We start from the raw sequence: 23,365 nt of genomic DNA on the forward strand, positions 1-23,365 counted from the left end.
AATCCCCTCAAACATTCCGCATGTACCGACACGCCGGAAACTTCGAACACCCATAAAACTGCTTGCCCGCATTTGCGCCTGATTTCGCCGTCCTCAACACCAGTTCGCTCGAACACTTCGGGCAGGTCGTGGTGCTGGAATGTCTGGCCTTGAGCGATTCGACGTGGGCGGTTCTCGTCGCCCAGGTTTTGGGCAGCGCTCCGGACTGGATCACGGAGACGATCGAGCGGACGTCGTCGTCCGAGAAGAGGACTTTCTGTTTGCTCTTGATGTAGCTGGTGTAGCCGGACGTCATGACGTTGTCCGGCATCGGGGTCTTGAATTGGGCGTCGCCCCAGAACATCACGACGGAGTGGAAGTTGGTGTCGTCGAGTTTCAGGAATTCGGCGAGCGCGCGGATGTGGCGGTAGTTCTGGTGCAGCGGGTTCTGGAAGCGGAATTTGCGGCCGTAGAGGTTTTGCGTCCATTCGCGGCTTTTTTCGTCGCCGAAGATCCAGCCTTTCATGTTCTTGGTTTCAATGACGAAGATGCCGTACTTCGAAACGACGACGTGGTCGATCTGCGTCGTGCCGTTCGATGTGGGGATGGTGATGTTGTTGAGGGAGCTGTAGATGTCCTTGTTGAGCAGCAAGTGCTTAGCGAGCGCGCCTTGGGCTTCGCCGAACCAGCCTTTGACGATGGGCGAGCGCAGGAGGCCGGCGATCACCGCGAGGATGATGAGGCCGTAGGCGGCAGTCCACAGGGGCGCCAGGACCGAAGTCATGTCGATGGTGGTCATGGTGCGGGCTCAGAGGCCGACGCTTTCCGGCCACAGGAAGTACGGCCCGAACTTCGGGCTCATCCTGAATTCGCCGCCGGCTTCCTTGCCCTTGGTGGTGATGTAGTGCTTGCCGTCGCGGAGTTCGAGCAGGCCGCCGGCGACGAGGCGGTCGAGGACGTCGGCGGTGCGGACGCCGAGTTTCTGCGCGAGTTTGGAGGTGGTGAGCTTGTCGGCCCGGTCAGCCTTGTCGGCGGCGTCTTCGCTGTCGGCTTTACCGTTGCCGTCGGCGGGCGCGTCGGTGGTCACGCGCTCCAACGTGATGCGGACTTCGTCGCTGATGCGGATGATGCGTTGGGCTTCTTCGTAGGTGTCCTTGTAGAGCTCGCCGTCGTCGTTGCGGCGGATCAGGACGCCCATTTCGTTGTTGTTGATCTGGCTGAACTCATAGAGGTTGAGGCTGGTGATGATGGCCAGCTCTTCGTTGAGGTAGCACTTGGCGTGCAGGTTCTTGCAGAAGCTGGTGCGGATGTAGGTGAGTTCCTTGAGCCAGTTGATTTCTTCGGGCTGCAATTCGCTCTTGCCGTAGACGATGCGCACGTCGATCTTGAGCCGGTTCTTGTCGGCCAAGAGTTCTTTCATGCGGTCGTTGAGCTTGAGGAAGGGGCTGATCAGGATCAGGCGATCCTTGGCGTTCTTGATCAGTTCTTCGAGGAAGTAGTTGGTGGCGCTGGTGTTGAGGAATTTGGCCATGTCGCGAGTCCGTTCTCCGTTGTCGTCCGTCGCCATTCGATCGGATGGAGCACGGAGTCAACGGACAGCTCGGACGATGACTTTGTGTTCATGTCGATGGCGTTTGTGTGTGCATCTTACATTCGCACACATATGACACAAGTGGAAAACTTCGCGGAAAAGGGGAAAGCGTCTCCCCACCACCTCAGCCGCCGATGGTGCTGTGCTTGATGGCGGCGTTGGCGGTGGGGGTGACGGGTCTCTCGTTGGAGCTGGGGGTGCGGCTCGTCTGCGCGAGCGTTCTGTAGCAGGGGGTATCCGCGTAGATGACGCGGCCGGCGTCGACACAGCGGTAGGTCGATTGCAGCGGGGTCATCGCCGGCGTGCTGGCGACGGCCAGCGCAAGGGCGAGCAGGCGCGGCGCGAGGGGGCCAGTCCATAGCAGGGCAAGGTATTCGCCGGCCGGTTTCATCGTTCTGATGCCTCCCCGATATTCGGATCGCAAAGAGGATGCAAACGGATGTTGCGCCGGCGCACCTTCACGCGAAAGGCATTATGTCACATGCACTTGCGAACGCAAGTGGGGAATTACACCCATCGCCCAAAATCCACGAAGCAGACTGTTTTCACAACGAATATGCGGTTTGAAATATTCGGTTACCATTCTGCGAACCCGATATGGGTTTTTGCCACTCACTTACGACAAATAAATAGACCAGGAGTTTCCGTGCAGTTCAAGAAAGTGTCGCTCGGCCTCCTGCTGTGCGCCGCCGCCCTGTCGGGCTGCGAATCCTTCCGCCACAACGCGCAGCCATTCGTTAGCTCTCGGGCTTCGGCACGAGCCGCCGCCTGACGATCCACTTCCGCAGTTCCTCGAGCAGAACCAGGGCGGCCGCGAAGGGCAGCACGAAGAGCCAGGCGCCGGGCCCGACGGCGGCGGTACCGAAGAAGGCGTTGGCGGCAGGCAAATAGACGATCATCAGGATCAGCACCGCTGCGAGCACGATGCCCCAGGCGATCAGCCGATTGCCGCCCAGCCGCGTGACGAGTACGGAGCGGTCCGGGCTTCGACACAGGAACACATTGACCATCTGCAAGATCACGATCGCAATGAGGCAGGCGGTCGTCGCCCGCAGGTAGAGCGGGTCGTCGGTGCCGATCGGCTCACCATTGGCCCAGCCGCCAGCGAGCAGCGTGACGAAGAACGCGCTCATCGCCGCGACAGCCTCGATCAGGCCGAGGAAGAGGTAGGCCCGCAGCGCGACGTGGCGGTCGAGAAGGCGTTCGTTCTGCCGACGCGGCGGCCGTTGCATGATGCGCGGATCTGCCGCCTCGACGCCAAGCCCGAGGGCGGTCAGCGATTCTGTGCCCATGTCGATCGCGAGGATCTGGATCGGCGTCAGCGCGAGCGGCACCTTGAACAGCGCAAACGCCAGGTAGGGCACGAGTTCAGGCACGTTGTGCGCGAGGATGTAGGTGAGGAACTTGCGGATGTTGTCGAAGACGGCGCGCCCTTCCTCGATCGCCGCAACGATGCTGGCGAAATTGTCGTCCATCAGCACGATGTCGGCGGCCTCGCGCGCGACGTCGGTGCCGCCACACCCCATCGCGACGCCGATATGGGCACTTTTCAGGGCCGGCGCGTCGTTGACGCCGTCACCGGTGACCGCGACGATCTCGCGCTTGCGCTTGAGGGCCTCGACGATGCGCATCTTCTGGTCCGGCCCGACGCGCGAGAAGACGATTTCCGGCGCGTCGAGAGCGAGCTGGAGTTGCGTGTCCGACAGCCGGTGCAAGCGCTCACCGGTGACGACAACGGGCGACTCCGAGCACACGAGGCCAATCGCCCTGCCGACCGCGACGGCGGTACCCGGGTGGTCGCCCGTGACCATGATGACTTTGATGCCGGCCTCGCGGCACTTGCGGATCGCCGCGGGGACCTCGGGACGCGGCGGGTCCTCCAGGCCGGCGAGGCCTGCGAAGACGAGTTCCCGTTCGAGCGCTGCCACGTCGCCGAGGCGCTCACCTGCGGACGATGAATCGGGGGGACGCCAGGCGAAGGCGAGCACGCGCAGCCCGCGGCCGGCCATCTCCGTCTGAGCCTTCCGCACCGCTTCACGCTGGGCTTCGGAGAGCGGTTCGAGGCGGCCGTCGACGAAGCTCCGCGTGCATAGCAGCAGCACCGTCTCCGGCGCGCCCTTGCAGTAGAGGATCGCCCCCTGCGGTGCGTCGTGCAAGGTGGTCAGGCGCATGCGTGACGCATCGAACGGAATTTCATCCAGTCGGCGCCATTTCGGCGTCGGTCCGGGTGCTGCACGCGCGAGTTCGACGAGCGCGATTTCCATCGGATCGCCGAGCGCAGACTTTGACGGAAGGCCGTCTTCGCCGGTGGGCAGATCGTGGCAGAGCGCCGCGACCTCGAAGAACCGGGGACACTGCGGCTGCAACTGCGCCAACGGATTTCCGGCGGTCTCGAACGCCAGCGAATCGCCGAGATAAAGGGCATTGACCGTCATCCGGTTCTGCGTCAGCGTGCCGGTCTTGTCGGTGCAGATCACGGTCGTCGAACCGAGGGCTTCGACCGCCGGCAGATGACGGATCAGCACCTGGCGCTTTGCCATGCGCTGGCTGGCGAGCGCGAGCGCAAGGGTCAGCGTGGGGAGCAGTCCTTCCGGCACCATCGCGATGATGATGCCGACGGCGAACGTGAGGTCTTCCCGCAGCGGAATTCCCACGCCCCACCCGATCGCGAGGAAGAGCAGCGCGAGGCCGAGCGCAAGGCCGATGATCAGCCGGCTCAAATGCGTGATCTGGCGCCGCAGCGGCGACTGCGCCTCGCCACCCGCTTGCGCGAGATGCGCAATGGAGCCGAATTCAGTGCGCATGCCGGTCGCGAACACGACGGCGCGGGCCTTTCCCGCGACGAGCGATGTGCCCGCGAGCAGCACGTTGGGCGAGCGGCTCGGGCTCTCCGCGTTCGACCGCTCCGCTTCGCACGGCCGCGGCAGCGATTCGCCGGTGACGGTTGCGGTATTGACGCGTGCGCCGAAGGCCTCGACGACGCGACAGTCCGCCGGCACTCGGTCTCCCTCCTGCAGCAGGATCACGTCGCCGGGCACGAGGGCTTCGGCACCGAGGGAGGATACGCACCCGTCACGGAGCACACGCACGCGATCGGGCAGCAATTGCAGCAGCGCGGCCAGCGTCCGCTCGGCGCGAAACTCCTGCCAGTAGGTGAAGAGTCCGCTGACGACGATGACCCCGACGATCGCATAGCCAAGACGGGTCATGCCTTGTCCGGGCATCTCTCGTTCGAGCAAGAAGGCAAGGCCCGATGCGATCCACAGGACGACCGAAAAGAACGGGGTAAACGCCTTCAGCAGATCGGCCAGCGGATGCGCGCGGCGAAATCCCTCGATGCGGTTGAGGCCATATTCACGAAGACGGCGCGCGGCCTCCGCTGCGGCCAGCCCTTGCGGGCCCGTGTGCAGGCTTGCCAAGGCTTCGCTGGCCGAAAGCTGATGAATCCTCATCTGCTTCCTCCCCTTTGCGCATCCCCCGGTTCAACGCGCCCGCGGGCCGGTCTTCTTGCGCCGGCTCCTGCATCGCACTTCGTTGGCGTTTCGCCCGCTTAGCGCGCGCCGGGCGGCGGCGGGGGTGGCGAACCCGCGGGCGGAGGCGGCGGACTATTGCGGGAGCGCTCGGCGCGGCCGGCAGCGTAGCTGCCCGAGACCGGCACGCGGTGGCCCGCTGCGTACATGCACTGGATGTAGGCGTTGTCGTAGCGGCGCTGCGCGCCGTAGCCCGAGACTTGGGCGGTGTCGGAGCCGGCGGCGCTGCCAATCAGCAGCCCTGAGCCGGCGCCGACTGCCGCACCGCGGCCGCCGTCGATCGCGGCGCCGGCCGCGGCGCCGATCGCGGTGCCGACGACGGCGCTACGCACGCCGGCCTCGTTCGCGCGCTGTTGGGCGCTGCGCCCGCCGATGGATTCGAAGGCGTATTCGCGGCAGTCGCGTTCGTCGGCGCGGAATTCATTGAAGCTCTTGCCGGTGCCGGGCAGGACCAGCACGCTCGGGCCGGTCGGAATAGAAGCGCAGCCGGCGAGCGCGAGCACGGCGGCAAGCGGGACGATCTTTATCCTGAGGGACATGGCGTTTCTCCCTGGGTTCTTGTTAGCGCGACGGCCGGGGCGCGACGCGCTGCCATCCGTCCGGACATTCCTTGACGTCCGGGTAATAGCCGGCCGGGCGGTCGCAGTAGTACCAATAGCCCTCGGGCCGTGCGGACGAACGCGAAGACGTCTCGTCGTCGCTGCGCTCGATATAGACCGGCGGTTGCTGCTCGATCACGACGGGCGGATACGGATAGTAGTACGACGGGTATCCGTAATAAGGCGGGTAAGCATAGTAGGGTCCCGGCCAGCCCCAGTAGAGGGGCACGCCGACGAAGAGTCCGACGTGGCCACCGCCGCCGTGCCCGCGGCCACCGCGGTCAGCCGAGGCGACCTCCGGTATCACGAGCCCCATCAGCAGGAGCAGGGCGATCACGCATTTGATCCATTTCATGGCGCTCTCCTCGTCGCAAGGCGGCCAAGGCCGATTCGTGCTTTCCTGACCAGAAGACCACGTGAGCAGGATGGAATTCCCGCCGCAACAGGAAGTTTCAGGGTGTAAATCACGCCGGGCGGTAATAATTTCGTAATCCTGCCGTCGCCCACGGCACAAATTTCCGCCCTTCCGCGCAGATCGCGGCCCCAGTCCCAGCCGACGGCCCGGGCACGTGCATTGCTGACCGCTTCGCGCTCCTCGCTTCCACTGAAACGGAGGGCGACATATGTCGCGCAACTCATGAGAATCGCACAAGTCGCTCCATTGTTCGAAAGCGTGCCGCCGAAGTTCTACGGCGGCACCGAACGGGTCGTGTCCTACCTCACCGAGGAGCTCGTCGCGCAAGGACATTCGGTCACGCTCTACGCGAGCGGTGACTCCCACACGCGCGCGACGCTCCGCCCGATGGCCCCGCGCAGCCTGCGCCTCGATCCGAGCTGCGTGGCGCCGCTGGCGCACCACGTGCTGATGCTCGAACATGTCTTCGCCGAGGCGGGAAACTTCGACCTGATCCATTTCCACGTCGACTATCTGCATTTCGCCTATACCCGCCGCCTGCCGGTCCCTCATCTGACGACGCTGCACGGCCGCCTCGATCTCCCGGATCTCGTCCCGCTCTACCGCGAGTTCGACGACGTGCCGCTCGCGTCGATCTCGGACCGGCAGCGCCTTCCGCTACTGTGGGCGAACTGGCAGGGCACGGTCTACCACGGCCTGCCGCCCGGCCTGCTGCCGTTTTCGCCGGGGCCGGGGCGGTATCTGGCCTTCCTCGGGCGCATCTCGCCCGAAAAGCGCGTCGATCGGGCGATCGAGGTGGCCCGCCGGGCCGGATTGCCGCTGCGGATCGCGGCCAAGGTCGACGCCGCAGACCTCGCCTACTTCGAGCAGGAGATCGAGCCGCTGCTCGCTCAGCCGCATGTCGAGTTCATCGGCGAGATCGGCGACGCGGACAAGGCCGCGTTTCTCGGCGGCGCGATGGCGCTGCTCTTTCTCATCGATTGGGAGGAGCCATTCGGGCTCGCGATGATCGAATCGCTTGCGTGCGGCACGCCGGTGATCGCCTGGCGGCACGGTTCGGTGCCTGAAGTGATCGAGAACGGTGTCGATGGGTTCGTGGTCGACAGTCTGGAAGAGGCGGTAGCCGCCGTCGAGGCGATTGCGTCGATCGACCGCGCCGCGTGTCGTCAGGCCTTCGAACGGCGCTTCACGGCCGAGGCGATGGCGCGCAACTACCTTCGCATCTACCGTCACCTGCAGCGCACGCCGGAGCTTGCCGACTCCGTCGGAAACTGAGGAGCACAGTCATGCAGGACGCAATCCAGATCGACAACCGATGGTATGTGCTCGCGACTTCGTCGCGGACCAATGAGCGCACGCGCGTGCTCAAGCAGGGCGACACCTTTGCGCTCTTCGACAGCTACGGCGACGTGCGCAACGTGGGCATCGCCGAGCAGGGCCTGTACCACGGCGGTACGCGCTTTCTGTCGCAGTACCGGCTGCGGGTCAACGGCCAGCGGCCGCTGCTGCTGAACTCGACGATGAAGGAGGACAACAGCCTGCTCGCGGTCGACCTCGCCAACCCCGACATCACCCGCGACGACGTGCAGATCGAGAAGGGCTCGATCCACGTCTTCCGCGCGATGCTGCTGTGGGAAGCGGTGATGTACGAGCACGTGCGGGTGATGAATTACGGGCTGTCGCCGGTCGAACTGACGCTCGACATCGAATTCGGCGCCGATTACGCCGACATCTTCGAGGTCCGCGGCCTGGCGCGTACCCGCACCGGGGAATACCTGGCGCCGACGATCGCCGACGGCGAAGCGATCCTCGCCTACCGCGGCCGCGACGCCGTGACCCGGCGCACCCGCATCCGCTTCGATCCCGCCCCGCGCGAGGTCACCGCCGAGCGCGCGCACTTCGAGCTGCGTCTGGAGCCGAAGCATTTCCAGGATCTGAACTTCGCCATCGCGTGCGAAATCGACGGCGACAACAAGCCCTGCGCCTACATCGACGCCTACGAGCGGAACAAGGCGCAACTGCATGCGTCCGACGAAGAGGACTGCACGATCCACAGCTCGAACGACCAGTTCAACCGCTGGGTGAGCCGCTCGTCGGCAGACCTGCGCATGCTGACCACCAAGACGGCCGAAGGCGTTTACCCCTACGCCGGCGTGCCGTGGTTCAGCACGCCTTTCGGCCGCGACGGCATCATCACCGCGCTGCAGTACCTGTGGGTCAATCCCGATCTCGCCTGCGGCGTGCTGCGCTTCCTCGCCGCAACCCAGGCGCAGGAAGAGAACGCCGAACGCGACGCGGAGCCGGGCAAGATCCTGCACGAGACGCGCACCGGCGAGCTCGCCAACCTGGGCGAGATCCCGTTCGAGCGCTACTACGGCAGCGTCGACGCGACCCCGCTCTTCGTCGTGCTGGCCGGCGCCTACTGGGAACGCACCGGGGATTTGGACCTGATCGCCGCGCTATGGCCGAACATCGAGCGCGCGCTGCAGTGGATCGATACCTACGGCGACGCGGACGGCGACGGCTTTGTCGAGTACGCGCGCCACAGCAGCAAGGGCTTGCGCCAACAGGGCTGGAAGGACTCGGACGACTCGGTGTTCTATGAGGACGGGCGTCTGATCGAGCCGCCGGTCGCGCTGTGCGAAGTGCAGGGCTACGTCTATGAGGCGAAGCGCTACGGCGCCCACTTCGCGTCCCTGCTCGGCCATCCCGAACGCGCTGCGGCGCTCGAACGTCAGGCCGATGCACTGCGGATGAAGTTCAACCAGTCGTTCTGGGTCGAGGAGATGGGCAGCTATGCGCTCGCGCTCGACGGCGCCAAGCGGCCGTGCCGGGTGCGGGCGTCGAATGCCGGCCACGCGCTGTTCTCGGGCATCGCCGCTCCCGACAAGGCCGCCAGTGTCGCGCGAACCCTGCTGGCCGAAGACTCCTTCTCCGGCTGGGGCATCCGCACGCTCGACGCCCGCGAGCCGCGCTACAACCCGATGTCCTACCACAACGGCTCCATCTGGCCGCACGACAATGCGCTGATCGCGGCCGGCTTCGCGCGCTACGGGCTGAAGCAGGGGGCGCTGCGGGTGCTGGAGGGGATGTTCGAGACGAGCAATTTCATGGACCTGTACCGCCTGCCCGAACTCTTCTGCGGTTTCGGCCAGCGTCCCGGCGAGGGACCGACGCTCTACCCGGTCGCGTGCTCGCCGCAGGCCTGGGCGAGCTCGACGGTCTTCCATCTGCTCCAGGCCTGCCTCGGCCTGTCCTTCCGTCCGGCGAGGGGCGAAATCGTCTTCGACAATGCCGTGCTGCCGGACTTTCTCGAGTACGTGAGGCTGCGCGGTCTGCGCGTCGCCGACGGCTCCGTCGATCTCGTCCTGTCGCGGCACGGGCAGGACGTGACCGTGCACGTGACGCAAAAGCAGGGCAATGTGCGCGTCGTGTCGGTGAAGTGAGCTAGCCGGGGAAGGCGCCGAGCGGCGCGGCCGTCGTACCGGCCGGCCCGGGCGTGCGCGCGACGTTCATGATCCAGCAGATCATCACGAAGTAGCCGACCAGCGCCGTGAGTTCGACCGTGCCCGCTTCCCCGAAACGCGCGGTCGCATCCGCATAGCTCGCATCACAGACGCCATGGCGGCGCATCAGCTCGGTGACGAAATCGACGACGAAGGCGTCGTCATCCGCCAGCCCGGGCGGGCGACGGCCCGCGGCGAGCGCGTCGATGGCCTCCGCCGCCACGCCCGCCTTCACCGCCAGCGGCGCGTGGGTCTGCCATTCGAACTGGTTCCCGGTTTCGCGCGCGACCACGCAGATCGCGAGCTCGCGGACGCGCTCCGGCAACGTGCCGTCGAAGCGCAGCGCCTCGCCGGTCTTGCCGATGCGCTCCATCAGCGCAGGCGTCTGCAGCAGCGGCACGAAGGGACCGAAGATGGCCTTACGCGGCCCGTTGATGATCGCATCGGCGGCGGCGCGCTGCGCCTCGCTCATCGCGCCGCGCTGGGGAATCGGCAGGCGCTCGGACGTCGAGGGGCCGAAGCCCTGCGGGGTCGGACGTGGGGTATCGGGCTTGTTCATGGCAGCGGGCCTTCGGCAAGGAAGGCTCATTACACCCGATCCGAAACTTTCCAGCCAATGAATAAAAGTGAAACAACCGTTCTCTGCACGAGAAGGGAATCCCTGCTCGTCGCCTCTCACCCCTTGGCTCCGGCCCGCGCCTCGCCTCCATCGAGTTCCGCCTCGTCGCGCTCGAACAGGCTGCGCAACTCCTCCCGCGCCTGCTGGATGCTCGCGACGAGCTTCGCCTCGTCCTGGTAGATCGCGTGCTGTCGCTTGAGGCTGGCCTCGTCGTGGGCGGCGAAGCGCTCAATCGTGCGGCGAGCTTCCGCTTGCCCCACGCCGAGCCGGCCGAGCAAATCCTCCGCCAGCGCGAGGCTGCCATGCCAGGTCTCGCGGATCGGGGTCTCGACGCCGAGATCCATCAGCTTGTATGCGTGGTAGCGATTGCGCGCCCGCGCGATGATGGCAACGTCGGGGAAGTGGCGGCGCACCACCGCCGCGGTGCGCAGCGAAGCCTCGACGTCGTCGATCGCCAGCACGAAGAGGCGTGCGTCCGCGGTGCCCGCCGCGCGCAGCAGGTCCTCGCGCGAGGCGTCGCCGAAATAGACTTCATTGCCGAAGCGGCGCACGTAGTCGACCTGCTGCGGATCCGCCTCCAGCACGGTGAAGGTAATGCGCTTCAGCGCGAGGACGCGGGCGACGATCTGCCCGACACGGCCGAATCCCGCGATGATCACCGGATTGCCCTGCGCGCGGATGCGATCGAAGGGGCGCGGCTGCGCGCTGCGGAAGACGCGCGCGAGCACCCGCTCCTCGAACAGGAAGAGCAGCGGCCAAGCGAGCATCGAGATCGTCACCGCAACGGTGACGGTGTCGGCAACGTCCGCGTCGAGCAGGCCCTGCTGGCGCGCGAGCTGGAAGACGACGAAAGCGAATTCGCCGCCTTGGGCAAGCGCGATCGCGAGCTTGCGGGCACTGCCCGCGGCGCGGCCCGCCACCCGGCCGACGGCGAACACCACGAGGAGCTTCAGCGCAATCAGGCAGATCGCCAGCCCGACGACGACAGCGGGCGCCTCCACCAGCAGGCCCAGGTTCGCCCCCATCCCGACCGCCATGAAGAACACGCCGAGCAGCAAACCCTTGAACGGTTCGAGGTCGGCTTCCAGTTCATGGCGGTACTCGGAATCCGCCAGCACGACGCCCGCCAGGAAGGCTCCGAGCGAGGCGGAAAGCCCCGCGGCTTCCATCAGCAGGGTGGTGCCGATCACCACCAACAGCGCCGCGGCGGTAAAGGTCTCACGGCTGCCGAGAGTCGCGATCCACGTGAACACCGGCCGCAGCAGCACCCGCCCCGCGAGCACCACACCCGCGATCGCGGCGGCCGCGCCCAGCATCCGCAGCGGCGCGAAATCGCCTCCGCCATCGCCCAGCAGCGGCAGCACGGCCAGCACCGGGATCACCGCCATGTCCTGGAACAGCAGAATCGCAAAGGCGTCGCGGCCATGGCGGTCGGGGAGCTGATTCCGTTCGGCGAGCGACTGCAGCACCATCGCCGTCGAGGACATCGCGCCCGCCAGCCCGATCACCACCGCCGCCTTCGCGTCGAGCCCGAAGCCCATTGCGGCGGCCGCCAGCACGAGCGCCGTGAGCCCCACCTGCAGGCTGCCGAGGCCGAACACCGGACGCCGCAGCACCCACAGGCGGGACGGCTTGAGCTCCAGCCCGATCACGAAGAGCAGCAGCACGACCCCGAATTCGCCGAAATGCAGGATCGCCTCCACATCCCGGATCACGCCCAGTCCCCACGGGCCGAGCAGCACGCCGGCGACGAGGTAACCCAGCACCGCGCCGAGCCCCACGCGTTTCGCGAGCGGGACGAGGATCACGGCGGCGAGCAGGAGGAAGGCGGTCTGGGTCAGCATGATCCGATGCTCAGGAACCGGTCGCTACTCCTGCAACACGTCCGCCAGCCACGTCTCGACGTCACGCAATTCCTCGAGGCAGACTCCATGCTCGGTCTCGTAAGGCCGCCAGTCCAACTCATAGCCCTGCGCGCGCAGGAAGGCGCCCGAACGCTCGGCAAACTCGTACGGAATCACCGTATCGCCATAGCCGTGGGCCATGAAGATCGGCGTGTCGCGATTCGCCGCATGGGCCTCCGCGACGAACGTGTCGGCGAGCGGCAGGTAGGTCGACAGCGCGAGCACGCCGGCGAGTCGCCGCGGATGGCGCAAGGCGGTGTGCAGTGCGATCGCCCCGCCCTGTGAGAAGCCGGCGATCACGATCTGCCGATCGGGGATGCCGCGGCCGTTCTCCCGCGCGATCAGCGCCTCAAGCTGCACCGCCGATTCGTGCACGCCCTGCGCATCCTCGCGCCGCCCGGAGAAGTCGCTCGACACGATGTCGTACCAGGCCCGCATCACGTAGCCGCCGTTGATCGTCACCGCCCGCATCGGCGCGTGCGGAAACACGAAGCGCGTCGGCGGCAGCCGCTCCGGATCGAACTGCTCGACCAGCGGTTCGAAGTCGTGGCCGTCCGCGCCCAGCCCGTGCAGCCAGATCACTGTGCAGGTGGGCTGCGGGCCGGTCTCGACTTCGACGCTGGGCAGGACAAGAGCGGGTGCTGGGGTCATGGCGGGGGCTTCCGTGGAAAGGCGGTGAGCGGCAAGGGGTGGAGACCTGAAAATAGCCGATTTTGCGAATCGCCGACACAGACAGTCATCCAAGGAACTGCTGTTTCCGCCCTCCGTTCTAAGCAACACGACTGTGCGACACGGTGCGTCAGCCCGTGTCGCCGGCTTTTCCGGCGTGCGCCCGCTGAGCTCACCCGATCGAGAGCACGCCATCACCGTCATCCACAGTTGAGGAGGAATCATGGTGAATCGAGGATTACTTGTCCGAGTGAAAGCCAAGTCGGAAAAAGTGGCGGAGGTCGAGCGCTTCCTGCAGTCGGCACTGCCCCTCGTCCGGCAGGAAACCGGCACGACGGCCTGGTTCGCCGTCCGTTGCGGGCACTCCGAGTTCGGCATCTTCGACGTCTTTCCCGGCGAAGCGGAGCGCGAGGCACACCTCACGGGCCCCGTCGCCCAAGCACTGATGGAGCGCGCCGATGAACTGTTCGCCGAGCCGCCCCAGATCCAGAAGCTCGATGTGCTGGCCGACAAGCTTCCGGCAACGACTCCCGCCGGAGCGGACACCAAGGGCGTCCTGCTCACGTTCAGGGCCAAGGCCGGCCATGATGAAGAAGTCGAGCGCTTCCTGCGCGATGCGCAACCGCTCGTCGAAGCCGAACCGGCGACCACCGCTTGGTTCGCCGTCCGCCTCGACGACGGCCGCTACGGCATCTTTGACGTCTTCCCGGACGAAGCCGGACGCCTCAGGCATCTCGCGGGACGCGTGCCACGGGAACTCATCAAGCACGCCTTCTCGCTGCTCGGCAGCCTGCCCGCTTCGGACATGCTGAGCGTGCAGGCCGAGAAGTTCGAACCGGGCTACCGCGCGGCAGCCTGATCCGCTCCACCGGAAGGCGCTGATACCCGCCTGAAATCAGCGCCTTTCGAAAGCCAGTATCCACATTCGGCATCAGCTACAATGCTTGCCCTGAACGGCAAAATACCTCCGCCGGGCACCAGCAGGGCTCCTGCCAGTCCCGATCGAACCTGGCTTCCCCCGCCGTTCATCCGCATCTCCCTGCTTCCTGGCCCCCGCGTAACGCGAGACCGGTCTTGGACGTGTCTCGCCAACTCTCAGAAAAACGCCCGCCAGGCGTCGTAGCCGACCTTGAGCACAGCCGCGCAAATATCGCCCCGCAAGCCCCTAAACTCCGTTGCGATCGCCGCAGGCACTGCGCTTTACGTTGGCGGCGTGCTGAATGCCCCGATCGTGCATCGGCGGTTGGCCGGCGACCACGTCGATTGGCGACTGCTGGCGATCGAACTGCTGCTAATCCTCTCTGCGACCTTCTCGTTCGTCCTGCTGGCCTCGTTCAATCGGCGCGCGATCTTCCGGCTCATCGCCTCGCTGCTGATCGTCCTGTCGGCCACCGGCGCGTACTACATCGCCTTCTACAACGTCGTGATCGGTCATGGCATCGTGGAGTCGGTCTTCACGACCGAGATGGACCTGATCGGCGAGATCCTCGACGTCAAACTGGGGGTCTGGGTGCTCCTGCTCGGGCTGGGACCCGCGTTGCTCCTCTGGCGCCTCTCGGCACAGCATCGTTCGCTGCTGCGCTTCCGGCATTCCTGGAAAGACGGCGCGTTTGCGGCCTTCGCGCTGATAGCAGCGGTGTTTGTAGCGATCGCCTGTACCAAGGAACTCAAGGCGGTCGACAAGCGGGCGGAAGCGAGGCGGGGCCGGGACATCCCGGGCTCTGCCGCGCTCGCGGCCCATCGCTACCTGCCGACCAACTGGATGTCCGGGCTGGGCATGTCCATCAGCGAAGAGTGGCAGCAGCGAGTCCAGGCCAGGAATCTGGTCGACCCGGCGGAACAGCACGCCTGGTCTGCCCCCGCCTCCCTCGACGACGCCGTCGTCGTGCTGGTCATCGGTGAGTCTGCCCGCTGGGATCACATGAGCGCGCTCGGGTATCAGCGCCCCACGACGCCGCTCATTGCGAAAGAACCCGGCCTGGTGGCGATGCGCGGCGAGTCGTGCAACACGGCGACGGCGCTGTCGCTGCGCTGCATGTTCGTGCGTCCGGAAAGCATCGCGAACGGCGCAAACGGGGTCGAGATTCAGAAGGAAGACAACGTGTTTTCCGTCTTCAAGCACCTGGGCTTTTCCATCGACCTCTTCGCGATGCAGGCCGAAGTCGGCTTCTATAACAAGACGCACGCCGACCGTTACAAGATCCGCGAGGTCATCGCCGCGGAGGCGTACAACCAGGGCAAGCCCGTCGACGACATTTTGCTCGTGCGCGAGATGCAGGATTCCATCAAGCGCTGGGAAGAGTCCGGCCAGAAGGGGCGGCATCTCGTGATTCTCCACACCAAGGGTTCCCATTACCTCTACAGCAACCGATACCCGCGGAATTTCGCCGCCCAACAACCCGAATGCCTGGGCTCCGTCGCCGAGTGCAGCCGCGAACAGCTGATCAATTCTTACGACAACAGTATTCTCTACACCGACTACGTACTGCATTCGCTGATGGATTCGCTGCGGGACAAGAAGGCCTTTCTTTTCTATGTCTCAGACCACGGCGAATCGATCGACGACGGACTTCACCTGCACGGCACCCCAAAGGCCGTCGCACCGAAGGAACAATTTGCCGTGCCTTTCCTGCTGTGGTTTTCGGATCGTTGGCTCGCGGACGGCGACAACCGGGGCCGCTTCGAGCAGCTCAAAAAGACGTCCGGCGAAACGAGGCGCCACGGCGAGATCTTCGACTCGCTCCTCGGCTGCGCCGGTGTCGCCTCCCCTGATGGGGGGATAACGGCTCGACGCAACTGGTGCGAATCGTCTCCGGGTTCGAACTGAGAGCAATTCGCGCGAGCAGCCGTTCTTTGCCGGCCGGATAAGATGAAAAAAGCGCTGATTTCCGTATGGAAACAGCCGAGGAGATTTTCATGACCCTAGCAATCAGGGCAGCGCAGGAGCTCCCTGAAGTCAAAAGCTGAAGTCGTTTCGTTCGACCACGCAGACGTCCGTCTTGCCCTCGCGAGCTCGCTCCACAATGATCGCTGCCCGGTCCGATCCTCGCGCGGCGGAATCCTGCAGCACAGTGATTGCCTGGTCGAAGCGCCCCAACTCGCGCAGCAGTTCGCCTTCCACGACCGCGTCGCGCTTCTCGTCCGGCTGGGCACGCAGCAGTACAAGGAGAGCGGCCATGTTCTGGCCAACTTGCTCGTCGCTCATCGGTTGCTCAGCACGGGACCCGCGACGTGGATGGTTGCCGGCCCACCAAAGTCGGGTGCGCACATAGATTTCGCGCTCCTGCGTAGAGGCAAGGCCGCGCTCAAGCGCCCACCACAGTTCACGGCCGCGAGGGCTTTCCACGTACGGGGCCGAGTGCCATGCGTCCGGAACGGCTTTCCACGCAGCTTCAGAATCGATCAGCCGATTGCTCATCAAGCCAGCCAGGCAACGTTTCCACCCTGGCCACCGAAGCGAGATCGGTTCCCGCGGCATGACGCCGAGCCGGGCGACATCGTCAAACCAGAACAGTCCTTCACAAATCCCACAACAGCCGAGCGCCGCGACAGGCGAAACGCCTAGGAAGCTTGCAAAGCCGTCGGACCAGTAAACCGAGCCAAAGTTGTTAAAAGAGGCCAGCCGCTGTCTCAGCAGCAGCGACTCACACCGGGGACAGGCAATCACCTCTGGCTCGGCAAAGCGGGTCATGGACGAAGAGATTCCATTGATTTTCAGGCTGGACCGGTAGGCATACGAGCGCCTGCGGTTGTGCCAAGGGTTTGGCAGAAGCCCGGTCGGGTGCGACAGGTTAAAGGATTAATGGAAGTCTCGCCCGCCTAAAGGACGTACAGGCTATGCTTTCGCAATACCAACGAAGCATCTGACCGACAGACGGTAGCCTGCCCCCATGACCAGCCTCCCCAACGGCCTCTACGACTTGCTGCTTGACGCGCGCATCCGCGAACTTGCGCTGCAGCTACGCGATGCGGGGCACGCCGACGTTGAACGTCTCACCGGCGACGCCCGCCGCCGCCGGCTCGTAGAAGTGCTCTCTCGACTGCTGCCCGATTTGCTCGAAGAGGCGGCCGACGCCGAAGATGACATCGCTCGCGAGCAGCGCGAACTTGCGCTCGTCAACGGCCTGCTTACCCACCTTCGAAGCGGCTACGGACCCGCAGGGGAGTGGACTGCGCCGGTACTGGCGCTTCGGTCGATCTATCGCGGCAATGCCCGCCCGGCACAACCTCCCACAGGCTTGCTCGCACCATGGCTGTTCACCGCCGGCCGCGCCGACCCCTCGCTGTTCGCCGAACTTCGGGCCGAGCTCAGTTCTGCCGATCACGTGGACATCGTCGTCAGCTTCATCACCTGGAGCGGGCTGCGCAAACTCCTGGACGTGCTGGAATCCGTCACCGCGATCGACGCGGACGGCCAGCCGCGTACGCGGCTACGCGTCATCACGACCACCTATACCGGCGCGACCGAAGCCCGCGCCGTCGAGACGCTCGCGGCCCTGCCGGGCGTGGAACTCCGCATCTCCCTCGACGGGCGCCGCAGCCGGCTGCACGCAAAGGCCTGGCTGTTTCACCGCGCGACCGGCTTCGGCACCGCCTTCGTCGGCAGCGCCAATCTGTCCGCGGCCGCGCTGCTCGGTGGCGTCGAATGGACGGTCAAGTTCACACAGGCCGGACAAGCCGACCTCTTCGCCGCTGCCGAGGCGCATTTCGAGACGCTCTGGAACGACCCGGAATTTCAACGCTTCAATCCTCACGACGACATCCATCGCCTGGAATTGCGCCGCGCGCTGCAGCAGGCCAAGGGCACAAACACCGAACCCATTGCCACCCCCACGTGGTTCGACCTGCAGCCGAAGGCCTACCAGCAGGCGATGCTCGACCGCCTCGCCGCCGAACGGCGCCACGGCCGCACACGCAATCTGGTCGTCGCGGCGACCGGGACCGGCAAGACCGTCGTCGCGGCGTTCGACTACAAGCGCCTGTGCGAGCAGCAGGGCGGCAAGCCGCGTCTGCTGTTCGTCGCGCATCGCGTCGAGCTCTTGCGGCAGGCCATAGAAACCTACCGCCAGGTGCTGCGCACCCCCGCCTTCGGCGAGCTCCTGGCCGACGGCAGCCAGCCCGACAGCAGCGAACACGTCTTCGCAACCATCATGTCGGTCGCCGCCCGTGATCTGCTTGCAAGCCACGGCGTCGACTACTGGAACACCGTCGTCATCGACGAATGTCACCACCTGCCGGCGAGCCAGTTCGACGCCTTCGCGAGCACGATCCGCCCGCGCTTCCTGCTCGGCCTCACCGCGACGCCCGAGCGCGCGGACGGACGCTCGGTCCTGCAGTACTTCGACGCGCGCCCCGACGGCAGTCCGGCGGTCGAACTGCGCCTCTGGGACGCGCTCGACCAGCAACTCCTCGCGCCCTTCGAGTACTACGCGAGTACCGACAGCACGGACCTCAGCCGCATTCGCTGGAATCAGCCTGGAGAACTCGCCCAGCTCGCGAACGTCATCAGCGGCAACGACGCACGCGCCCGTCTGGTAATCCACGCCATCGAGCAATACGTCGCCGACCACAGCGCGATGCGCGCGATCGCGTTTTGCGTCGACATCGCCCACGCGAATTTCATGGCCGAACGGCTCACTAAGGCGGGCCTCCCGGCGCTCGCGATCACCAGCCAGACGCCGCGCGACGTACGCGAACGCGCCCCGCAAGACCTCGCCGCCGGCACGCTGAAAGTGCTTTGCACCGTCGATCTCTACAACGAAGGCGTCGACATCCCGGAGGCCAACACGCTGCTGCTCCTGCGCCCGACCCAAAGCCCGGTCGTGTTCCAGCAACAACTCGGGCGCGGCCTCCGTCTCGCCGACGGCAAGGAGAGCTGCCTCGTCCTCGATTTCGTCGGGCAGCTACAAGACGATTTCCGCTTCGACCTGCTGTATCGCTCGATTACCGGCCTCAACCGCCAGCAGCTCATCGAAGCCGTTGAACAGGGCTTCACGACGCTGCCACCCGGCTGCCACATCCAGTTCGACCGCGTCGCGCGCGATGCCGTCCTGCGGCGCCTGCGCCAGATCAGCAACCAGAACTGGCGTCGCCTCACCGCGGAACTGCGCTATTACGCCACCACCCGCCGCGACGCACCCCTGACGCTCGCCGACTTCGTCCGCGACCAGTGCCTGGACCTCGAAGACCTCTATGACGGCAAACCCGGCTGGACCGCGCTGCGCCGCGCCGCCGGCCTCGAACACTCCGCGCCCGATCCTGACGAAACCTACCTCGGCAAGCACTTCGCGGCGCTCCTGCATATCGACGATCCCGAGCACCTTCGGGTCCTGCGCCGCGTCGCAGAAAACCCGTGCGACCTCGCCGGCCAACTCGCGTCCACCGAGCGGGGCCGTGTGCAAATGCTCGCCTACCAGCTTTTCAGCGACCGTAGCGCCCTGATGGACGTCCCCGCCTTCCTCGCCCGCATGGCCGACAACCCCGCGATGCGCCGCGAACTCGGGGAACTTGCCACCTGCCTCGACGAGCGCGCCGACCTCGACCCGGAGCCCCTCCCCGGCGCGCCCGCCGACTGGCCGCTCACCCTGCATGCCGCCTACCAGATCCGCGAAATCCTCACCGCGGTCGGCTGGATCACGCCGCAACGCCGCGCTCCCTTCCAGGCCGGCGTCCTCGCGCTACCCGCGCACAAGACCGAACTCCTGTTTGTCACCCTCGACAAGCGCGACGGTTTCAACGAGCGCATCGCTTATCACGACTACGCGATCAGTCCGGAGCTCTTCCACTGGCAGTCACAGAACTCGGCCGGGTCGGACACACCGGCAGGGCGCCGCTATTGCGAATCGCCGCGCAATGGATGGAAGTTTCAGCTCTTCGTCCGGGAGGCGCGCGGGCAGGCGTACCGGACCCTGGGGCCGGTGACGCTGGAGCGCGTGGAGGGGGATCGGCCGCTGTCGATCACGTGGCGGCTGGAACGGGCGTTGCCGGTGGTGTTATTCAAGCGATACAGCGTTTTGAGGACTTAGGTCGTCCTTTGACCATACCGATAATCTGCCCTCACTAGTGAGCGCGTCACCAGATCACCTACACGTCCTTTGATTAGCTGTTGATCAAGACTCGTTGAAAGAAGATAGGAACGGAGTAGACGCGAGCCTCCAGATTTTGAGTTCTATTGATGCAACGGAATAGGCCTGCATGCTCATAAAACGCAAAGAAACTAGCTAGAGCATCGTTCGTTTTATCGCCCAGCGCCTTCCCAATCACCTTTTTTGCATCGCGAAACTGGATTTGATCAGGCGTCTTTGAACCTTGAATCGCCTGCATCAACAACGTTGCAGGCCGACTCCACTGATGGTGCAGCCCGATAATTGTCTGCAGGGAAAGTCGTCGTATTTCGTTATATGCTTCGCATAAGTGATCGCGCAAAAAAACCGGATACTCGCCCTTCTCATTCTGCGCAATCTCCTTTTCAGGATTACTACTGTAGTAATTTCTTGCAATTTCCAAGCCTTTTTGCATAAAGAGCAGTACCGATCGAGGTGTAGTACCTTCGTTCGACAACTGAAAGTGCGTTTCGATGAAATGCGCAATTTCAATCTGCTCTGTTTTATTCGATCTATTCTGATGACTAACAGAGCGCGGAAAAATAACCGTGATTACAGCTCTATTCACTAAGTCATGAAGATTAGTTGTTCTTGCGTCATACTCGTCACGCTTTCTCTGCCTAATCTTGGCTCGAATCATCAAAATCGCGCGCCGCAGTCTCGCCCCAACTGACTTCTCGCTTTCGGGCATTGAGTCAATTGCCCTTATCTCGCGTAGAAATGCTCGGTCAATTTTTAGAACCTCTTCATTACACTCAAACCTCAGGGCCTTTCCCCTCAAAACAGGTGCCAAGTTATGAAATATTCTGGAGGCCATCAATTGCCGAATATCTTCCGCCGTCCACTTCAGATCGACCTTTCTCGGGTCTATCTTATCCTTGCCAATCGAAGAGAAATCTAGGCGTTCATACAAATCTCGCCGAAGAAATAGTTTTATCTTTATTTTCGGATAAGACTGATAATCTCGCCAGCAATGCAGAAGGGCCTGTAACGTTTCCAGCTGTGTTTGATACTCAACATCCGAGACAAATTCATCGAGCTTGTCTATTAGGACGTATGACACGCATTTTGACTTCGAGAGAAGTGAATTCAGCTCACCTTTTAGACGCGGCAGATCGATATAACTTGTTTGCAGCAACAAGTCATCCGCGGCGGATTTGGGTTCAACGGACGTATAGAAATTTGGAACGACATGCCCAAGATGCCCTCCCTCAAGCTTGACGCCGAAAGATTTTTTTGTATTGACTAACAGATCAAGCAATCCTACTTTTCTTTGACTCTTCCATCCGGAGATGTCATAGAAAGAATCCCGTATTTGCTCAAATGCCTGATTTCCTGAAAAACTTTCCTTCAGTCCATCAAGGCACCGACTGAATATATATAACTCCCAGACAATTCTGTGCTGCGCACTACTTTGGCTGGTCGGATCTTTAATTTGTGCGATTACGTGCTCTCGCAAAGTCTTGTATCCGAGATCTTCATCGATTGGGATGTAGACCTGCTTAAGATTCTCACGATTGACAAATTTTATCTTTCTCTCAGATAAGAGCCGAAATACTGCCGTCTTTCCAGCGCCTCTATCTCCAACCAAAATGGATTTGTTTTCATCCAAAAATTCTTTAACCGGAGAAATGACCAAAGCACATGTTTCTAAAAGAGGATCATCCTTTCCATCAGCCTCCCCGAACACAAATTTGTTAAGATTTTCGACCTGAAATTTACCTGGAAGATTCTGAATACGATGCATTTTTTGTTCTAAATGTTTATGTTATGTTCGGCTAAAGACCTACACTACTCTGTTTCGTAATGGCTGCCGGCGTCCGTTCGTACCCTTGCGCGTTAATGCTGTGGCAGTAGCAGGCTTTCGTCGCCATTCAAGCCAAATCTGCATGGAATGTACTCGATTTCTGGTAAGGCCAGCTCCCACAACCGACACAGCAAGCCCTGCTCGTCTTCCCGCGCATGGCGCACCAGCATCGCGACCACGCGTGCCGCGACGATCTCGCCCTGCGGCAGCTGAAACTTTGACGACATACGCCCGACCATCGTCCCCGACGCATCGGTGAGTTCCCACCCGGTCTTGCCGTCGCTCCGCGGACGCAGCACCAGCGGATCGCCGATATCGAGCGCCGCCAGCGCGCGATGAGTTGGCGCCGAGGTCGCGAAGCGCCCCGGCCACGACAGCACGACCTTCTCCAGATCGGCACACCAGACGCGATGTGCGACGCCCGGCTCCGGCGGCAACGCCCCCGGCCGCGAGCGCAACACCAGTCCCTCCAAATCGCGCACGAACGGATGCCGCCCGCCGACCACCTCACACACCGTCAGCGACTTCCGCGGCCGCGTCATCGCCACATAGAAGAGCCGCCGTTCGTCATCCCCGCGCCCCTGCCAGCCGCCGCCATCGAGGATCAGCACGTGGTAGAACTCCAGGCCCTTCGCGCGGTGGGCGGTCATCAGCACCAGCGGCGCATTGGGGCGGGCGTCGGCGGTGGGTTTGCCGATCGCGCCGAAGTCGTAGAGGGATTCAATGAGGTCGTCTACGACGAGTTCTCGGCCGGGGGCGGTCGAGTCCGCATCATTGATGAACTGCGCGAGCGCGGCACGCTGGGGGTGCTCGATGAGGCCGTCCGGTTGGGCGTGGAAGCGGCGGCGGAACCAGCGAGACAGGACGCCGGAGCGGATCAGCACGCGTCGGCGTTTCGCGCTGCGGCACTGGCCGCGCAACAAGGTCGCGAGGGCATCGCCTTCGCGCGTCTGGTGCAGACTGACGCCGGCGCCGTCCCGCAGCAGCCGAACGGGGATCCCGCGCAGGCGGCACAGCGCGGCCATCGGTTCGAGGTCTTCCCATCGGCGGGCGATGACCGCGAAGTGACCCCACTGGCCTGCGCTGCCGTCCTTCGCGATCAGGTCATGCACACGCTGCAGTTCATCGAGCGCGACTTGCACTTCTTGATACGGGTTGCGCAGCACTTCGAGGACGTGCACGCGGCCTTCCGTGAGCGGATCGAGCGTCTGCTCGCCGCCGTCGGGTTGATCGCGCCGCGCGTGGTTCACGCGGATCGCCTGCCCTGCCTTCATGCGGTCGCGAGCGCGTTCGATGACACGATTGGCGCAATGGATGATGTGCTTCGTTGAGCGGTAGTTCTCAATGAGCGCATAGCGGCGCGCGGCGTAGTCAGTCTCGAACTGACGGATATAGCGCACGCTCGCGCCGTCGAAGGCGTAGATGTTCTGATCGTCGTCGCCGACCACCATCAGTGACACCCGATCCTCCTCGGTCTGCAGCGTGCGGCCGGCGACCGCGCTGATGAGCTCGTAATGGTCGCCATTGATGTCCTGGTATTCGTCGACGAGCAGGAAGCGCAGGCCGGAGAGCAGGCGGTCGCGCAGGATGGAGGGGCCGACTCCGTCAGCCACATTCTGATCCTGCTCGGCGGCGCGCAGCCG

General features: G+C 64.0%; 17 protein-coding genes. 5 read left to right on the top strand and 12 right to left on the bottom strand.

Translation table 11 applies throughout. The annotated features are described in order from the left end of the window. Positions 1-7: 7 nt before the first annotated feature. From VJ673_RS08140 to VJ673_RS08165, 6 genes are all read right to left on the bottom strand, one after another. Positions 8-778, bottom strand: a complete 771-nt coding sequence (locus VJ673_RS08140) for a nuclease-related domain-containing protein (protein WP_324125566.1) — start codon at positions 776-778, stop codon at positions 8-10. 9 nt (positions 779-787) lie between these two features. Continuing rightward, entirely contained in the window at positions 788-1,510 is a 723-nt protein-coding gene (locus VJ673_RS08145; RefSeq protein ID WP_324125567.1) for a phospholipase D family protein, read from the bottom strand. 184 nt (positions 1,511-1,694) lie between these two features. After that, complete coding sequence (locus tag VJ673_RS08150) at positions 1,695-1,961, bottom strand: hypothetical protein (RefSeq protein ID WP_324125568.1); 267 nt, start codon at positions 1,959-1,961, stop codon at positions 1,695-1,697. A gap of 346 nt (positions 1,962-2,307) precedes the next feature. Next, a complete protein-coding gene (locus tag VJ673_RS08155; protein WP_324125569.1) occupies positions 2,308-5,022 on the bottom strand; it encodes a cation-translocating P-type ATPase in 2,715 nt (904 codons plus the stop codon). A 98-nt stretch (positions 5,023-5,120) separates the two neighbouring features. Further along, positions 5,121-5,639, bottom strand: a complete 519-nt coding sequence (locus VJ673_RS08160) for a glycine zipper family protein (RefSeq protein WP_324125570.1) — start codon at positions 5,637-5,639, stop codon at positions 5,121-5,123. A 22-nt stretch (positions 5,640-5,661) separates the two neighbouring features. Then, complete coding sequence (locus VJ673_RS08165) at positions 5,662-6,054, bottom strand: hypothetical protein (protein WP_324125571.1); 393 nt, start codon at positions 6,052-6,054, stop codon at positions 5,662-5,664. Between the two features lie 282 nt (positions 6,055-6,336). Here VJ673_RS08165 and VJ673_RS08170 point away from each other — a divergent pair, with 282 nt between their 5' ends. Continuing rightward, positions 6,337-7,389, top strand: coding sequence for a glycosyltransferase family 4 protein (locus VJ673_RS08170; protein ID WP_324125572.1), 1,053 nt, complete (start codon positions 6,337-6,339; stop codon positions 7,387-7,389). An 11-nt stretch (positions 7,390-7,400) separates the two neighbouring features. After that, positions 7,401-9,560, top strand: a complete 2,160-nt coding sequence (locus VJ673_RS08175; RefSeq protein ID WP_324125573.1) for an amylo-alpha-1,6-glucosidase — start codon at positions 7,401-7,403, stop codon at positions 9,558-9,560. A gap of 1 nt (position 9,561) precedes the next feature. Here VJ673_RS08175 and VJ673_RS08180 read toward each other — a convergent pair whose 3' ends face one another. From VJ673_RS08180 to VJ673_RS08190, 3 genes are all read right to left on the bottom strand, one after another. Continuing rightward, complete coding sequence (locus VJ673_RS08180; RefSeq protein WP_324125574.1) at positions 9,562-10,179, bottom strand: carboxymuconolactone decarboxylase family protein; 618 nt, start codon at positions 10,177-10,179, stop codon at positions 9,562-9,564. Between the two features lie 116 nt (positions 10,180-10,295). After that, on the bottom strand, positions 10,296-12,083 hold the full coding sequence (locus VJ673_RS08185) for a monovalent cation:proton antiporter-2 (CPA2) family protein (protein WP_324125575.1): 1,788 nt from the start codon (positions 12,081-12,083) through the stop codon (positions 10,296-10,298). Between the two features lie 24 nt (positions 12,084-12,107). Continuing rightward, positions 12,108-12,794: an alpha/beta hydrolase gene (locus VJ673_RS08190; protein WP_324125576.1), complete on the bottom strand. Its 687-nt coding sequence runs from the start codon at positions 12,792-12,794 to the stop codon at positions 12,108-12,110. Positions 12,795-13,062: 268 nt separating this feature from the next. Between VJ673_RS08190 and VJ673_RS24625 the strand changes: the two genes are divergently transcribed. Both VJ673_RS24625 and eptB read left to right on the top strand, forming a co-directional pair. After that, positions 13,063-13,671 carry a putative quinol monooxygenase gene (locus tag VJ673_RS24625; protein ID WP_414635638.1) on the top strand — a complete coding sequence of 203 codons (609 nt, stop codon included), beginning with the start codon at positions 13,063-13,065 and terminating at the stop codon, positions 13,669-13,671. A gap of 270 nt (positions 13,672-13,941) precedes the next feature. Then, positions 13,942-15,639 carry a kdo(2)-lipid A phosphoethanolamine 7''-transferase gene (gene eptB, locus VJ673_RS08200; protein ID WP_324125577.1) on the top strand — a complete coding sequence of 566 codons (1,698 nt, stop codon included), beginning with the start codon at positions 13,942-13,944 and terminating at the stop codon, positions 15,637-15,639. A 129-nt stretch (positions 15,640-15,768) separates the two neighbouring features. On the opposite strand, the gene VJ673_RS08205 is transcribed toward eptB, so the two are convergent. After that, positions 15,769-16,503, bottom strand: coding sequence for a hypothetical protein (locus VJ673_RS08205; RefSeq protein WP_324125578.1), 735 nt, complete (start codon positions 16,501-16,503; stop codon positions 15,769-15,771). A 199-nt stretch (positions 16,504-16,702) separates the two neighbouring features. On the opposite strand from VJ673_RS08205, the gene VJ673_RS08210 reads away from it, so the two are divergent. Beyond that, positions 16,703-19,837, top strand: coding sequence for a DUF3427 domain-containing protein (locus VJ673_RS08210; protein ID WP_324125579.1), 3,135 nt, complete (start codon positions 16,703-16,705; stop codon positions 19,835-19,837). 73 nt (positions 19,838-19,910) lie between these two features. Here the strand turns inward: VJ673_RS08210 and VJ673_RS08215 are convergent, their stop codons facing one another. Then, entirely contained in the window at positions 19,911-21,662 is a 1,752-nt protein-coding gene (locus VJ673_RS08215) for a P-loop ATPase, Sll1717 family (RefSeq protein WP_324125580.1), read from the bottom strand. Between the two features lie 92 nt (positions 21,663-21,754). Then, a partial coding sequence (locus tag VJ673_RS08220; protein ID WP_324125581.1) for an ATP-dependent helicase occupies positions 21,755-23,365 on the bottom strand: 1,611 nt, incomplete at its 5' end.

This window comes from Aromatoleum sp. (assembly GCF_035254505.1).
GTDB lineage: Bacteria > Pseudomonadota > Gammaproteobacteria > Burkholderiales > Rhodocyclaceae > Aromatoleum.